This window comes from Geminocystis sp. NIES-3708, from assembly GCF_001548095.1.
Taxonomy (GTDB): domain Bacteria; phylum Cyanobacteriota; class Cyanobacteriia; order Cyanobacteriales; family Cyanobacteriaceae; genus Geminocystis.
Genome location: NZ_AP014815.1, coordinates 3,444,035 through 3,459,775, shown reverse-complemented (window position 1 = coordinate 3,459,775; position 15,741 = coordinate 3,444,035). Strand labels below are relative to the sequence as shown.

Annotated in this window: 18 protein-coding genes; 11 read left to right on the top strand and 7 right to left on the bottom strand. The window is 32.2% G+C overall.

Translation table 11 applies throughout. The features are described 5' to 3' along the window. The first annotated feature begins 98 nt into the window (after positions 1–98). Both GM3708_RS15155 and GM3708_RS15150 read left to right on the top strand, forming a co-directional pair. Positions 99–329 carry a photosystem I reaction center subunit IV gene (locus GM3708_RS15155; protein WP_066348692.1) on the top strand — a complete coding sequence of 77 codons (231 nt, stop codon included), beginning with the start codon at positions 99–101 and terminating at the stop codon, positions 327–329. Positions 330–362: 33 nt separating this feature from the next. Continuing rightward, positions 363–1,196, top strand: coding sequence for a DNA-formamidopyrimidine glycosylase (locus GM3708_RS15150; protein WP_066348690.1), 834 nt, complete (start codon positions 363–365; stop codon positions 1,194–1,196). 79 nt (positions 1,197–1,275) lie between these two features. Here the strand turns inward: GM3708_RS15150 and GM3708_RS15145 are convergent, their stop codons facing one another. Both GM3708_RS15145 and glyQ read right to left on the bottom strand, forming a co-directional pair. Then, entirely contained in the window at positions 1,276–2,394 is a 1,119-nt protein-coding gene (locus tag GM3708_RS15145; protein ID WP_066348687.1) for a histidinol-phosphate transaminase, read from the bottom strand. A 168-nt stretch (positions 2,395–2,562) separates the two neighbouring features. Beyond that, positions 2,563–3,456: a glycine--tRNA ligase subunit alpha gene (glyQ, locus tag GM3708_RS15140; RefSeq protein WP_066348685.1), complete on the bottom strand. Its 894-nt coding sequence runs from the start codon at positions 3,454–3,456 to the stop codon at positions 2,563–2,565. Positions 3,457–3,619: 163 nt separating this feature from the next. On the opposite strand from glyQ, the gene GM3708_RS15135 reads away from it, so the two are divergent. From GM3708_RS15135 to GM3708_RS15095, 9 genes are all read left to right on the top strand, one after another. Then, entirely contained in the window at positions 3,620–4,804 is a 1,185-nt protein-coding gene (locus GM3708_RS15135) for a response regulator (protein WP_066348682.1), read from the top strand. 111 nt (positions 4,805–4,915) lie between these two features. After that, positions 4,916–5,506 carry a peroxiredoxin gene (locus GM3708_RS15130; protein ID WP_066348681.1) on the top strand — a complete coding sequence of 197 codons (591 nt, stop codon included), beginning with the start codon at positions 4,916–4,918 and terminating at the stop codon, positions 5,504–5,506. Positions 5,507–5,557: 51 nt separating this feature from the next. Beyond that, on the top strand, positions 5,558–5,914 hold the full coding sequence (locus GM3708_RS15125) for an iron-sulfur cluster assembly accessory protein (RefSeq protein ID WP_066348680.1): 357 nt from the start codon (positions 5,558–5,560) through the stop codon (positions 5,912–5,914). A gap of 52 nt (positions 5,915–5,966) precedes the next feature. Beyond that, positions 5,967–6,236: a YciI family protein gene (locus GM3708_RS15120; protein ID WP_066348678.1), complete on the top strand. Its 270-nt coding sequence runs from the start codon at positions 5,967–5,969 to the stop codon at positions 6,234–6,236. 199 nt (positions 6,237–6,435) lie between these two features. Then, positions 6,436–8,154 carry an NFACT family protein gene (locus tag GM3708_RS15115; RefSeq protein WP_066348677.1) on the top strand — a complete coding sequence of 573 codons (1,719 nt, stop codon included), beginning with the start codon at positions 6,436–6,438 and terminating at the stop codon, positions 8,152–8,154. 169 nt (positions 8,155–8,323) lie between these two features. Then, on the top strand, positions 8,324–8,986 hold the full coding sequence (locus GM3708_RS15110; protein WP_066348675.1) for a TIGR00266 family protein: 663 nt from the start codon (positions 8,324–8,326) through the stop codon (positions 8,984–8,986). Positions 8,987–8,989: 3 nt separating this feature from the next. Then, positions 8,990–9,667, top strand: coding sequence for a TIGR00266 family protein (locus tag GM3708_RS15105; protein ID WP_066348673.1), 678 nt, complete (start codon positions 8,990–8,992; stop codon positions 9,665–9,667). Positions 9,668–9,759: 92 nt separating this feature from the next. After that, positions 9,760–10,461 carry a TIGR00266 family protein gene (locus GM3708_RS15100; RefSeq protein ID WP_066348671.1) on the top strand — a complete coding sequence of 234 codons (702 nt, stop codon included), beginning with the start codon at positions 9,760–9,762 and terminating at the stop codon, positions 10,459–10,461. Positions 10,462–10,489: 28 nt separating this feature from the next. Continuing rightward, positions 10,490–11,293 carry a M48 family metallopeptidase gene (locus tag GM3708_RS15095; RefSeq protein WP_071827629.1) on the top strand — a complete coding sequence of 268 codons (804 nt, stop codon included), beginning with the start codon at positions 10,490–10,492 and terminating at the stop codon, positions 11,291–11,293. 48 nt (positions 11,294–11,341) lie between these two features. Here the strand turns inward: GM3708_RS15095 and GM3708_RS15090 are convergent, their stop codons facing one another. The 5 genes from GM3708_RS15090 to GM3708_RS15070 all read right to left on the bottom strand — a co-directional run bounded on the left by GM3708_RS15090 (position 11,342) and on the right by GM3708_RS15070 (position 15,731). Then, positions 11,342–12,589, bottom strand: a complete 1,248-nt coding sequence (locus tag GM3708_RS15090; protein WP_066348669.1) for an S-layer homology domain-containing protein — start codon at positions 12,587–12,589, stop codon at positions 11,342–11,344. 196 nt (positions 12,590–12,785) lie between these two features. Continuing rightward, positions 12,786–13,154 (bottom strand): DUF4359 domain-containing protein, encoded by a 369-nt coding sequence (locus GM3708_RS15085; RefSeq protein ID WP_066348660.1) that lies wholly within the window; start codon positions 13,152–13,154, stop codon positions 12,786–12,788. A 106-nt stretch (positions 13,155–13,260) separates the two neighbouring features. Next, on the bottom strand, positions 13,261–13,503 hold the full coding sequence (locus GM3708_RS15080; protein WP_066348659.1) for a hypothetical protein: 243 nt from the start codon (positions 13,501–13,503) through the stop codon (positions 13,261–13,263). Between the two features lie 167 nt (positions 13,504–13,670). Further along, entirely contained in the window at positions 13,671–14,234 is a 564-nt protein-coding gene (locus tag GM3708_RS15075) for a 50S ribosomal protein L25/general stress protein Ctc (RefSeq protein WP_066348657.1), read from the bottom strand. 162 nt (positions 14,235–14,396) lie between these two features. Then, the gene (locus GM3708_RS15070) at positions 14,397–15,731 is read right to left on the bottom strand and encodes an adenylosuccinate synthase (RefSeq protein WP_066348656.1); all 1,335 of its coding nucleotides are present in this window, start codon (positions 15,729–15,731) and stop codon (positions 14,397–14,399) included. Positions 15,732–15,741: the final 10 nt, after the last annotated feature.

The window sequence follows — 15,741 nt, the reverse complement described above, 5'->3', positions numbered from 1 at the left end:
AACTTAATAAAACTTAAAGTAAAAATTGATGTCATTGAGACAAACAAGTAGTAATCTGTTATTTAATGGTCATTTTCAGAAGAATAATTAATTAACCTATGGCAATTCAACGTGGTTCAAAAGTAAGAATTTTACGCAAAGAATCCTACTGGTATAGAGATGTAGGGACTGTTGCTAGTATCGACAAAAGCGGTATCATTTACCCTGTTATCGTTCGTTTTGATACCGTAAACTATAATGGTTTTAGCGGCAGTGCTGGTGGTGTTAACACCAATAATTTCGCTGAACATGAATTAGAAGAAGTTTCCGCCCCTGTAGCGAAAAAGTAATCTAGTTTAACTCTATCTTATAGGGCTTAATTTATGCCTGAATTACCTGAAGTAGAAACTGTGTGTCGGGGGCTGAACAAGGCAACCTCCGAACTCACTTTTATTGGTGCAGAGGTTTTATTATCCCGTACTTTGGCTTATCCTGATGTTGACGATACATTTACTAAAGGCATTAAGTCACAAAAAATAATTGCATGGCATCGACGGGGAAAATATTTATTAGCCCAATTATCTGATGGTTGGCTAGGTGTTCATTTACGGATGACAGGGCAATTGTTATGGTTGACTCAAGATACTCCTTTACACAAACATACTCGTATTCGTTTCTTTTTTCCTGATAATCAAGAATTACGTTTTGTAGATACAAGAACTTTCGGTAAAGTTTGGTTTATCTCTGAAAATCAACCTCCTGAAACTATTATTACTGGTTTACAAAAATTAGGACATGAGCCTTTTTCTGCCAATTTTTCTGATTCTTATTTACAATCAAAGTTAAATAAAAGTCGTCGCCCCATAAAAACCACACTATTAGACCAAAATTTAGTTGCGGGTATTGGAAATATTTATGCTGATGAAGCTCTTTTCAAATCTAACATTCATCCTTTAACCTTATCTTGTGATTTGACATTTTCTCAAGTTTGTACTCTTAGATTAGCAATTATTACTGTCTTAGAAAATGCGATCGCCGCAGGAGGAACAAGTTTTAGCGATTTTCTGCAAATAACAGGGGTGAATGGTAATTATGGGGGTATTGCCTTAGTTTATGGACGCAAAAATCAACCTTGTCGAGTTTGTAACACTTTGATAGATAAAATAAAAATAGGGGGAAGATCAAGTCATTTTTGCCCCCAATGTCAAGTAAAATAGCGGTTTAACACCTGAATATAAGAATTTAAAAATTTGTCAACCGTATCTAAGCTATACGGACGTAGCATAGTACTTTTTTTTACGGACTGTCTAATTTATCCAGAAGATGATTATTTTCCGTTATTGTACCGATAGAAATTCTTAAACCTCCTCCCGTGTGTCTGACAATAATATTGTCTTGTTTTAGTTGTTGTAAAATACGATAATGATTTTCGTTACTGGGGTTATCAGCTAAACGTAAATAAATAAAATTAGCGTCACTATGCCACACTTTTAACAAAGGATTATTCACTAAAGTTTTATATACCCTTTCTTTTTCCGTCATGACTTGTTTCACGGCGGGTAAGATTATCTCTCGATTTTCCAACACCAATTCTGCGGCTAATTGAGAAAATGTCGGTAAATTATATGGTAAGCGGATTTTCTCTAATATTTTGATTACATCAAGATTGGCGATCGCATATCCTACTCGATGAGCGGCTAACCGAAAAGCCTTAGAAAAAGTACGTAAAATTAGCCAATTAGGGTGATTTTGTAATTCTGAAACTAAAGTTTGTTGACTAAATTCATAATAAGCCTCATCAATGACAACTAAAATATTTGAGGGTAAATTCTTTAACCATTGAATTTCATCTATGGTTAAGCAATTAGCAGTAGGGGAATTTGGATGCACCACAAAAATCACTTTCACAGGAGGATTATTTGAGTCGGAAATTACCTGATTTGCTTGATCTAAATTCCAAGAAAAATTACTTTCATTTCTATTAATTGAATGAGTAATAATTCCTAAACTTTGAGCTAAGATTTCGTACATAGAAAATGTAGGATTAGCCACTAAAATTGAACCTTGATTATTAAGACAAGTAGCGATTAAAATAGAACGAATTAATTCATCTGAACCGTTACCGACAGAAATGTTATTATGCTTGATAAATTGAGGTGAATTTATTGATTCATTAACATAGTCAGCAATTAAATTTTTTAGCTTAAAATGACTACCATCAGGATAACGATTAGTTTCGATTTCTTGTTCGTAGAATAAGGCTAATTTGGTTTTTAATTCTGATGGTAAATTATAAGGACTTTCATTGGCATCTAATCTTGTTAGTTGTTGCTGATTTTCACCAATGGGCGTTGGTATATAAGCTGATAAATTGAGTAAATCTTTTCGTATAAAAGATAGTTGAGATTTTGTCATTTGTTGATGAAGTTAAATAATAGTTTATATCTTAAATTTTTTTAATATTTTTACTAATTTTTTTTAAAAAATAGATATTGGTATCTAATAAATATGTAATATAAACAAAATCTCCATTTTTTAAATAAGTAATTATTGTTTATTATCTATATTGATTGAATTTTATTGCTAATTATTAACGACAAATTTGTCTTTTATTAAAGGGAAATTTAACGATTTTCTTTGATTCAAATATTGATGAGCAACTTGACGAGCTAAATTACGAATTCTGCCAATATACCTAGTTCGTTCAGTTACAGCAATTACTCCTCTAGCATCTAATAAATTAAAACAATGAGAACACTTTAAAACATAATCTAAACTAGGTAAAACAAGATTTTTTTCTATTAATTGTTTAGCTTCTTCTTCATATAAATTAAAGAGTTTTAATAATAAATCTGGATTGGATGCTTCAAAATTATATGTGCATTGTTCAATTTCTCCTTGCAAGAAAATATCCCCGTATTTTACTTTGTCATTCCATTGAACTTCATAAATGCTATCTACATCTTGAAGATACATTGCTAATCTCTCTAAACCGTAGGTAATTTCAATGGAAACGGGATGACAGTCAATACCGCCACATTGTTGAAAATAAGTAAATTGTGTAATTTCCATACCATCTAACCATACTTCCCAGCCGACACCCCATGCACCAAGGGTAGGAGATTCCCAGTTATCTTCTACAAAACGAATATCATGATCTTCGGGATGAATACCCAAGGCTTTTAATGAGTCTAAATAAATTTCTTGAATATTATTCGGAGATGGTTTAATCAAGACTTGATATTGATAATAATGTTGTACTCGATTAGGGTTTTCTCCGTAACGTCCATCGGTAGGTCTTCTACAAGGTTCTATATATGCTACTGACCAAGGTTCTGGACCAATAGCTCGTAAAAAGGTATGATGACTCATTGTACCTGCACCCTTTTCAGTGTCGTAAGGTTGGGCTATCAGACAATTTCTATCACTCCAAAATTGATTGAGGGTAGTAACAATAGTTTGAAAATTAATACTCATAAACAATAAGACTAAGATGTTAATATATATACTGAAAATATAGCAAGAATAATTAGAACAAGAATAACTGCTATAGTGGCAATGATGTTATGAATCAGAAAATCTCTGAATTTTATACTAAGATTTAAACAACGATTATCAGCCTACTTCTAATTTATCATTGATGGATACGCCTAATAAAGAAAACTATAGTGTTCCAATTAAGGGGTTTGTGGCATCAAAACAAACCTATCTTTTTAACACCCTCAAAAAACATCAATTTAGTGGTGAAGTTAAATTAGTTTATGCTGGAAAGGCTGAATGGTGTTTTTATTTGTATATGGGGCGTTTGATTTATGGTACAGGAGGAGAACATTCGGTTAGGCGTTGGCGACGAAATTTAGCCGCTTATCTTCCCAGCATTGCTACTGATGCGGGATATTTAGAAGAACAAATTCAATCTATTTCTAGTCATAATATTAAGTTTTGTTGGGAGTATGAATTATTACGTCGTTGGTTGTTAAATAATAGAGCAGATCGTGAATCTGTGATCAAAATGCTTAATAGTATTCTCATAGAAATTTTTTTCGATCTCAATCAAACTACAGAAATTACTTTCCATCTCAATAGTGATATTGGTGTACCTATCTCTGAACAAATTTTTCTCCTCGATGCAAATCAAGTTATTGTACCAGCATGGCAACAATGGCAGAATTGGGTTAGTCTTAGGTTAGGCGATCGTTCTCCGAATAAAGCTCCTGTAATTCGTTCTCCAGAACAATTAAAGCAGAAAATATCTCCAAAAACCTATAGTGCTTTTACTAAATTATTTAATGGTAGAAACTCTTTGCGAGATTTGTCTTTACAATTAAAAAGAGATTTGAACCAGTTTAGCAGTTCATTATTGCCGTACATTCAAGAAGGTTATATCGATTTAGTTTCCGTTGCGGATTTGCCTACTCCAATTTCTCTACCAACGATTATTCAGCCTGAAGAAAAAACGGCTTTAATTGCTTGTATTGACGATAGTCCGATGATTTGCGAGACTATGGCGACTATTCTCAAAAAATCTGGATACCAATTTATCGGTATTACTGAACCTTTAAAAGCGATCGCCAAAATTTTAGCAGTAAAACCAGATTTAATTTTTTTAGATTTAGTAATGCCCAATACTAACGGCTATGAAATATGTGCCAGTCTTAGAAAATTATCTATGTTTCGTCAAACCCCTATTATTATAATCACTTCCAATGATGGCATGATTGAAAGAGTACGCACAAAAATGATGGGTGCATCAGATTTTATCGGTAAACCAATAAATGCAGAAGACGTATTAACTATAGTTGCAAAATATTTATCTTCTAAATAAAGCTTTGTTTAATAGATTGATAGGAACATAATAATATTTTCAACATCGGTGATTTGAATTGTCTCAGAACTAAAGGCTAGAATTATCAGTGATCTATTATTCAATTTCAAAATGAACATTCAAGTAGGACAAAAAGCACCAGATTTTACTGCTACAGCGGTTATTGATCAACAATTTAAGGTTGTTAAACTGTCTGATTATTTAGGTAAATATGTTGTTTTGTTTTTCTATCCCCTTGATTTTACTTTTGTTTGTCCCACAGAAATTATTGCTTTTAGCGATCGCCATAGCGAATTTCAGAGTTTAAACACCCAAATTTTAGGAATATCCGTTGATAGTGAATTTGCACACTTAGCATGGATTCAAACTGAGAGAAAACAAGGGGGTATTGGTGACATTGAATATCCTTTAATTTCTGATTTGAAAAAAGAAATTAGTATAGAATATAATGTTTTAGAACCTAATGCAGGAGTGGCTTTAAGAGGCTTATTTATTATTGATCCTCAAGGTTTTATTCAGTATATGACAGTGAATAATCTTTCTTTTGGTCGTAGTATTGACGAAACTTTAAGGGTATTAAAAGCCATTCAATATGTGCAATCTCATGATAATGAAGTATGTCCTGTGGATTGGCAAGAAGGAGACAAAACCATGAATCCAGATCCAATTCAGTCTAAAGTTTACTTTTCTTCTCTCGGTTGAGAAATATAAAGTGTAGAATAGTAAGAAAACCAAAGTTAATAATTGAAGTTTATGACACAAGCAGTAGCCGTTACTAAAGGCATTCAATTAACCGAAAATGCCCTCAAACACGTTTTAATGTTAAGACAACAGCAGGGTAACGAAGATCTCTGTTTAAGGGTAGGAGTTAGACAGGGTGGTTGTTCTGGGATGTCTTACCTTATGGATTTTGAAAGTACAAGTAATATTACTGAACATGATGATGTTTTTGATTACGATGGTTTTAAAATAATCTGCGATCGCAAAAGTTTATTGTTTTTATACGGTTTAGTTTTAGATTATAGTAATGCAATGATTGGAGGAGGTTTTCAATTCACTAACCCCAATGCGAATCAAACCTGTGGTTGTGGTAAATCCTTCGCTGCTTAATTTTATGAGACAATTAACTATTAACAAATAATAATTAAATTGAATTTACGAGATGGCTAAATATATTTTATTCGGTAGTTATTGTGACAATGCTTTGGAAAAAAGAAGACCCTATCGCTCTGCTCATTTAGAAGGATTAGGAAAACAAAAAGAATCAGGTATTTTAATAACTCTAGGTCCAACTAAAGATAATAGTCAAGTATTTGGTATTTATGAAGCTGAAAATGAAGAAATAGTCAGAAATTTGGTTGAATCTGATCCTTATTGGCAAAATGGTATTTGGACAGAATATAAAATCAAAGAGTGGATTCAGGCTTTTTAATTGATTGTTTTATTCTTCAATTTTTGATTTCTAAAGACTTCTAATTTTCATATCCAAAACCTAATTAAGCTAAAACAGATCTTAAAATATAGTAATCCTACTAAATTATTTATGAATAATTAAAGATTAAAAAATAAATCTGTAAGTCTTACTCTACCTTATAGCTGATAGCTAATACCTGTAAAAAATTTCACTGATTATGCAACCAGTTGACTATACGACTCTTGTGGCTATTTGTCATTCTCTTCAAAATAATTATATTCCTTCTAGGTTAGAGCAAATATATCAAATCGATCGCCATACCATCAGTCTTTGTTTACGTAGTCTCAATCATAAAGCATGGTTAACGGTGTCATGGCATCCTCAAGCCGCCAGAATTTGCATCGGAAATTCTCCCCCTCGTGGTAAAGATACTTTTACTTTTAGTGAACAATTACGACATCTTATTAACGGTTATGCTTTAATTGGGGTGAAAATTGTTACGGATTGGGAAAGAGTGATTGATTTTCAGTTTGCAAAACGTCCAAATGAAGCACCAATACATCATTTATTTGTAGAAATAATGGGTAAATATAGCAATGTTATTCTTACTTCTGCGGATAACCAAATTATCACCGTTGCCAAACAAGTTACTGCCGATAAATCTAGTTTGCGCACGGTAGAAACTAGCCAATTTTATCAACTACCTCCAGCTTTAACGGGAGAAACACCAAAATTAACAGAATGTTTGGAAAAATGGCAAGAAAAAGTAACTTTAATTCCGGGCAGAATTGATAAACAACTGATTAAAACTTATCGAGGAGTTAGCCCTATTATCGCTCAAGATTTACTGACTCGCTCAAATATTTTACTAGAAAAATCTAATCAAGAATTAACTCAAGAAGAATGGGAAATTTTATATAAAAATTGGCAAAATTGGTTACAAGTTATTCAAAATAAATCATTTAATTGTCAAAAAACAAAGAAAGGATATACAGTTTTAGTAGATGAAGAAAATAATGAAGATTTACATAAAATTTTAAACGATTATTATAATCAAGAATTGTATAAAGAAAATTTTACTCAATTAAAGCTACAATTACAACAAAAAATTAAAAATATTGTAAGTAAATTAATTGTTAAAAGAGATAAATATAAAGAAAAATTACACGACTCTGATAATTGCGAAGTTTATAGTAATAAAGCTGATTTATTAATGGCTAACCTACATCAATGGCAACTGGGGATGAAAGAAATAATTGTCAATGATTTTACTACTAATGAACCCATAAAAATTAATCTCGCACCAGATAAAAATATTATTCAAAATGCTCAAGGTTTATATAAACAAAATCAGAAGTTAAAACGGGCAAAACTAGCGGTACAACCTTTATTAGAAGAGGTCAAAAACGAAGTTAATTATTTACAACAAATCGCTACAATTTTAACTCAATTAGACTATCAAGAAACAGAAGATTTAATAACTTTACAAGAAATAAAAACAGAATTAATTAGTCAAAAATACATCGAAGATAGTCAATATCGAGGAAATAATAATATAGAAGAATCTAATCCTAGACGCTATCAAACTCCATCAGGTTATGAAGTTTTAATTGGGCGCAATAATCGTCAAAATGATATTCTTACTTTTCGCACTGCCACTGATTATGATTTATGGTTTCATGCTCAGGAAATTTCAGGATCTCATGTTTTATTACGATTAAGTGCTGGTGATGTTCCTGATGATCAAGATTTACAATATACAGCTAATTTAACCGCTTATTATAGTCAAGGAAGAGAAAGCGATCAAGTACCTGTAATTTATACGAAACCGAATCATGTTTATAAACCTAAAGGGGCTAAACCTGGTATGGTAATTTATACTAAAGAAACAGTTATTTGGGGTAAACCTTCTATATTTTTAGGTTATAAATTATAGATAATACATTAGTTATATTATCTAATATATAGTTCAATTTTTATATTTATCATATTATCAAATTAGACTAGATTTTATGAATTATTTTTAATTTTAATATTTTTTTTATTTTTTTATTGAAATAAATGAATTAAGATGATAACAAACTATGATAGTTATCGTTTAAATCATGAAATATGATATTCGCTATCGTCCTGCTTTTGCTGCCATCTTTGTAACTTTAGAACCAAAAGAAAAAATTACAGCCGAAGCTGGTGCAATGGTTAGCATGGATGCCAATATAACTATGACAACAGAATTTTCTGGCGGTTTATTTCCCGCTTTGATACGCAAATTTTTTGGTGGAGAATCTTTATTTGTTAATGTTTTTCAGAATAAAACCAGTCGTCCATTGAATCTTGTATTAACTCAGTCAGTTATTGGGGATATCGAAGCCTTGAAATTAGATGGTAAAAGCATTTGTTTAGAAGCTGGAGCATATATTGCCCATGCTGGAGGGGCTAAAATGGGAGTTAAATGGGCTGGTTTTGCCAGTTGGTTTGCTGGAGAAGGGTTATTTAAACTACAATTTAGCGGCAAAGGAAGAGTTTTATTCGGTGGTTACGGTGGTATTACTCATAAAGAAATTAACGGCGAGTTTATCGTTGATAGCAGTCATCTTCTTGGCTATGACTCTAACATAAAACTAAATGTCGGTTTATCTGGTGGTTTATTATCTTCCATTACCTCTGGTGAAGGCTTTGTAACTAAGCTCAAAGGCAAAGGTAATATTTTAATACAATCTCGCAGTGTCAGTGGTTTAGTCGGTTTTTTACGCCCCAAGGTTAGATAATTTATGGATATACAAATTTTACAACAACCTGATAGTGCGATCGCTAAAGTGACCATGAATGCCCAAGAAGAATTGATCGCTGAAGCGGGTACAATGGTTGCTATGAGCGATTTTATCAACGTTAGCACCACTTTAAGACAAGGAAAAGGAGGAGGTGTTTTAGGTGGTTTAAAAAGAATGATGGCGGGGGAATCATTATTTTTAAGCGTTTTCCGTTGTTACCAGCCTGATGGTGAAATTTTTTTAGCACCTCGCTTTCTTGGCGATATTATTGTCTATGAAATGACAGGTAAAGAATTAGTAGTTCAATCAGGGTCTTACTTAGCTTGTGCTTCTGGAGTTAACATAGAGTTAGGATTTCAAGGCTTAAAATCCCTCTTTTCAGGGGAATCTGTTTTTTGGTTAAATATAACAGGATTTGGACCTGTAATTCTAAGTTCTTTCGGCGGTATTTATGAAATAGATGTTGATGGAGAATATATCGTTGATACAGGACATATTGTTGCATTTGAGAAAACTTTAGATTTTAAAATAAGTAAAGCAGGAAGTAGTTTATTAGGTTCATTTTTAGGAGGTGAAGGCTTAGTTTGTCGTTTCCACGGAAAAGGAAAAATATTTTGTCAAACTCACAATCCGGGTAGTTTTGGCAGTTTAATTGGTTTACAATTACCACCAAGATAAAGAAGTAGGAGAAGGGGAAGACAGGGAGAGGGAGAGATTGATTAGTAACAAAACAATATTAATTATTTATTATTTTCAAATAGAATTTTTATATGTTGAATAAATCAGAAATAAAATATCGAATTGAACATAATCCAGCTTATGGTTTTTTGATTTTAGATCTTCAACCAAATCAAACGGTAATCGTTGAAGCAGGAGGCATGGCGGCTATGGATTCCTGTATCGAAATGAAGTCAAAAATGCGTGGCGGTTTAGGCAAAAGTGTTACGAGAATGTTTGGTGGAGAATCTTTATTTTTAAGTGAATTTACTGCTAAAAAAACCTCTGGAGAATTATATATTTCACCCGGTGTACCCGGTGATATTAGCTATTATTATTTAAACGGTAATTGTGGTTTAATGGTGCAATCTTCTGGTTTTGTTGCCTGTAGCCCCACTGTCGAAATTGACACCAAATTTCAAGGTTTTAAAGGGTTTTTTAGTGGTGAATCTTTATTCTTATTAAAAGCAACAGGAATTGGTGATTTTTGGTTTAGTTCTTATGGTGCTATTATCGAAATTGAGGTTAAAGGAAGTTATATTGTCGATACTGGTTATATTGTCGCTTTTGAAGATACTCTTAATTATAATGTCGAGATGATTGGCGGTTTATCTTTTCGTAGTTTAAAAACAGGAATTTTGGGCGGTGAGGGTTTAGTTTGTCGTTTTAGGGGTAGTGGAAAGTTATGGTTACAATCTCGTAATTTGTATTCTTTACTTAATTTTCTTAATCCTTTTCGTCCTGTTAAAAGTTAAATTTAATAATTTTGGGTTAATTTATATAATGCCTTATTCTTCTCCTATTAGTAAAAATAGTCCCGAAGTAAATAATAGACAATTATTAACATTATTAATCTTATTTGGTGGTTTAGGATTATCTATTGTGTTAGCATTATTTGTAATAATTAATCAGATAGTAAACTTTATTCCTGTCAATGTAGAGCAAAAAATAGGAAATTTAATTACAGACGAATTTAAACAAAAAAGTGAGTCATCAACAACAGAAATAAAATTAAATAAAATAGTTGATAATTTAGAAAATTTATTACCAGAAAATACTAATTACAAAAGAGATTATAAAGTTTTATATATTCCTGAAAATACTGTTAATGCTTTAGCAATTCCGGGAGATATTATTATTATTTATGAAGGGTTATTAAAAGAAGTAAAATCAGAAAATGAATTAGTCATGATTTTAAGTCATGAAATCGGACATTTTGCTAATCGAGATCATCTGAGAAGTTTGGGAAATATTTTATTATTAAAAATTGTCATTAATTCTCTTTTTGGTGGTGTAGAAATTTTACAATCAGGTGCAGATTTCGCTAATATATTAGCTAACGCACAATATTCTCAAAATCAAGAAAGTAAAGCCGATGAATTTGGGTTAAATTTATTAAATAAATATTATGGTCATGTGGCGGGGGCAACAGATTTTTTTGAGCGTTTATCTAACAAAAATCAAGAAGACAATTTCATGGATTTTTTTGCCAGTCATCCCCAACCACAAAAAAGAGTTCAACGCCTAGAAAAATTAATTCAAAATAATAACTATACTCTAGGAAAAAAAGAAGATTTAAAAATGTAGAGGTGAATGATATTCACTCACCGCTATATTTTCATGGAGGACTAATTTTTAATTATTGATCATCAATTCTTCCTCTAAAACCAAATTAAAATTACTATTAGGTCTGACTACTAATAAATCTACTTTATTTAATCCAAAAAATTGAGGAATTAATGTTGCTAAAATACCAGCACCTGTACCAATTAATAATTCTTCAGTAGCGATCGCCTTATCTCCTGTTACTCCAGCAATAGCCGCCGCCGCCGCCGTGCCTAAAGCTGCATTTTTCAATAAATTACCGATATTCATACCTTTAGAAATACTCGTAGTTTCAGTAATAACTTGAGAAGAAGCATTTATGTTATAAGTTTGACCATTTGTTAACTGTAATGTTTGAGCATAAAACCTTGTACCATTACCTGTAGGACGTAATTCGCCGATAATTTTACTATCACGGGGAATTATAACAACACCATTATTAAGCATATTAGTCGTCACGGTTAAAGTAAGAGGTACAATTTCATCTTTAGTTAATAAAATTGATTCTTCTTCATGACTGACGGGGATTCTAGTGCCATCAGCAAGACTATAACTTACGACGGTTGGATTTAAAGCGACAATATAATTTGAATTAATAGCCTGTGATTGCCCTTGAGAAACCAAAGCCTGATAAATAAAAGCGGCAACTTCTGCTCTGGTAGCATTGCGAACAGGATTTAGTTGTTTTAAACTGGGATGATTAACTACTAATTCTCTTTCCGTGGCAGCGGCTACTGGCGATCGAGCAAAATTAGAGATACTATTAGAATCATTAAAAAAGTTAAGAGTATTATTAACATCCTGATTCGCATTATAATTCAATCCATTGGCTAATGATACCAAAACTTGTTCCCTAGGAATATTTTGCTCAGGGCGAAAAATTTGTCCGGGATAGCCCGACAGAAATCCCATACTATAAGCATTATTGATAGCATTATTAGCCCAATAATTGCTTGGCACATCATTAAAATTAATAGCAGAGCGAATTTGATTTTTTGGTAGTGCTTTTTGTACCATTGCCGCAAATTGAGCTCTGGTGACGGGTGCATCAGGTCGAAAAGTACCATCAGGGAAACCAGCAATAACACCTCTTTGTACCAAAGGATTGATAAAATTAGCCGCCCAATAATTAGCAGAAACATCATTAAATTGCAAATTTTGAGCCATTACCACTGCAGGATTAGCGAAAGAGAAGGTAATAGGTAAAGTTGCACTAACACCAAATGTAAGGGCAAGAAACAAAGCTGTTTTAGTTTTATGGCTATTTAATTTATTCATAAAAATTTATTTATCCTAATAAAAATAATTCTTATAGTAATTTTATTGACAAGAATTTTATTCATGAATTTATCAGTGAATATGCTTTCTTAAAGTCAATAATTTTAGTGCTATAAACCAATAGACTAAACTTTAATCCTAAATGTTCCTTCCTTGTCAATTGAGTATTCTATCGTAGTAAAAAATTTTACAAGACTTAATTTGAGTCCTTCATTCCATCGTCTAAAATCACAAAGTTATTAAATAAACCTAAAGTTTTTGAGTGATGAATATTGGCATCAAGCTCATAAATACTAAATAATAAATAATTATGTCTGGTGGTATTTTCAGCCACAAATCTTGCGACTAATTCCATACTGGTATCACCAATCAAATTACAAGCCTTACTAGCAAAATTTTCTAAAATACCTGTAGATTGAGAGTTACTTTGACAAATATCTTCTTTAATTGCTTTACTTCCTTTTTCCGCAATAAATGTTTCAAATTTTTTTTGATCTGGATTTGTCACTACCGCACTAATAATTAATAAACTTAAAATTGAGAGAGGAATCAAAGGTAACTTCATAAATTTTGCTCCAATAGTGTCTTTTGTATTATATCAAACGAGCAAAATAATTTATTACTTAAGAATTTAAAATTGATTTTATGTTTAATATTTATCAATAAAGTATCTATTTTTGAATTCTTTCAAACTGAGGAGTTTTATCTGTTAAACCAAATTTAGACATAGTTTTAATTAAAACGAAAGAAACAATCCCACCAATAATTAAACCTACTGTTAAAAGAAGAATAAACAATTTGAAAAATTCTCGTTTTTTCTGAGGAGATATATTCTCAATTTCTTCTTGTTCTTTTAAATATTCTAAATGATCATTATTTTCATCATTATCATTATTAAAAAATGAATTATTCATAACATTAAGTTAATTTTGTTTAAGAATTAATAAAAAACCGCTTACTTTAATAATTTTAGTAAACGGCTTTTTTTGATTACAATTATTTAGAGTTTGAATATAAATATTAAGAACTTTATCAGAAAAACTCTAATTAATCGATGACTTATTGTCAATTATTAATTGTTTTAACCTTTTTTCCGAGGTGCGACAATACCAATAATATTCTTATTAGGATCATCTAAGACTTTAATACCTTCAGGAAGAACTAAATTAGCTACAGAAAAACTTTTTCCAATATCCACATTAGTAATATCCATTTCTAAATATTGAGGAATATTAGTAGGTAAACAACGAACTTTAACTTCAGTCACCATTTGCTCCATAATACCACCTTGAGCGATACCAACAGAGTGTCCTACAATTTTTAAAGGTACAACTACTTCTACATCATTATCCCCTGAAGGACAAAAGAAACTAATATGGTGTAAATTACGTTTCCAAGGATGAGTTTGTACTTCTCTAATTAAGACTTTACCATTCCATTCCAATTCAGGAATAGCTAAATCAACTAAAGTGTTGTTGACAGAAGCATTTTTCAATAAAGTAATAGCCTCTTTTTGACTTAAAACTAAAGAGATTGCTTCCGCACCATTATGTCCGTATAAATTAGCAGGAATAAAACCTTCACGGCGTAATGCTCTAGGCTTACTACCTTCAGATCTTGTCTTGCATTCTAATGTTATTGTCATTTTACTTTGTGGATTTCTTTATAAGTTTAAATGTTATTGATATTTCCAAAAAGAAATTAATTTACTATTAACTATTAATACATTGATAAATTATACAATAGACATTTATCTATCAATAGATAATTCATTATAGATAATTGACAATTGTAGATCGCTAGATGACTAAGATTGAGCAGGATTACCATTAGCGTACAATAACGCTCTTTTAGGTCCATGAATAGGATCTTCTATAATAATAGTCTGATCTCGTCCAGGTCCTACCGAGACGATCGCAATAGGTAACTCCATCAATTCAGCTAAGAATTTTAAATAATCTAATGCCTTTTGAGGCAATTCCTCTAAAGTCTGACAGTGGCTAGTGGATTGTTGCCATCCGGGTACGGTTTTATATATAGGCTTACAGTTAGCGAATTTAGTAGCATGAGTAGGAAATTCTCGACAGATTTCACCATCGATGTCATAAGCTACACATACTTGAATTTCTTCTAACTCATCAAGAACATCCAATTTAGTAATGGCAAGACAATCTAAACCATTGATTCGGGCTGCATATCTGCCAATAACCCCGTCAAACCAACCACAACGCCTACGACGACCTGTAGTTGTCCCAAATTCTGCTCCTTTATCTCCTAAGTGAACACCAATGTCATCACCTAGTTCCGTGGGAAAAGGTCCTTCTCCGACACGGGTAGTATAGGCTTTTGCCACTCCAATAATACGATCAATGATTGTTGGACCAACACCAGCACCGACACAAGCACCACCAGCAATAGGATTAGAAGAGGTAACATAAGGATACGTACCATGATCTAAGTCTAATAGTGTACCCTGGGCTCCCTCAAACAAGATATTTTTCTTGCTTCTAACAGCTTGATCAATTTTCAAGGAACTGTCAATGACAAAAGGACGTAAACGATCTGCATATTTTATGTACTCTTGGACAACCTCTTTTGCATTTAAAGGAGGCAAATCATAGAGTTTTTCTAATACTGCATTTTTATAGTTAATAGTCCATTCCAACTTATCAGGATGGCGATCGCAGTTGATTAAATCTAGCATTCTAATGCCTATTCTTTCAGCTTTATCCGAATAAGTCGGACCGATACCCCTTCCCGTTGTGCCAATCTTATATTTACCACGCTTTTCTTCTGCTGCTTGATCTAAAATACGATGATAAGGCATCGTCACATGAGCAGTTTGCGAGATAAACAAATTATCCGTGGAAATATTGAGTTTAACCAGTTGGTCAATTTCTTCTAATAATTCCTGTGGATCTATCACAGTACCAGAACCTATAATACACTCAGTATCAGGGTATAAAATACCTGACGGAATTAAGTGTAATTTAAAGGTTTGATCTTTTACAACCACAGTATGACCGGCATTTACGCCCCCTTGAGAGCGAACCACCATATCTGCTGATTTACTGAGTAAATCTGTTATTTTTCCTTTTCCTTCATCGCCCCATTGGGCTCCGATTACGATAACGTTAGCCAAGAGTTTAATA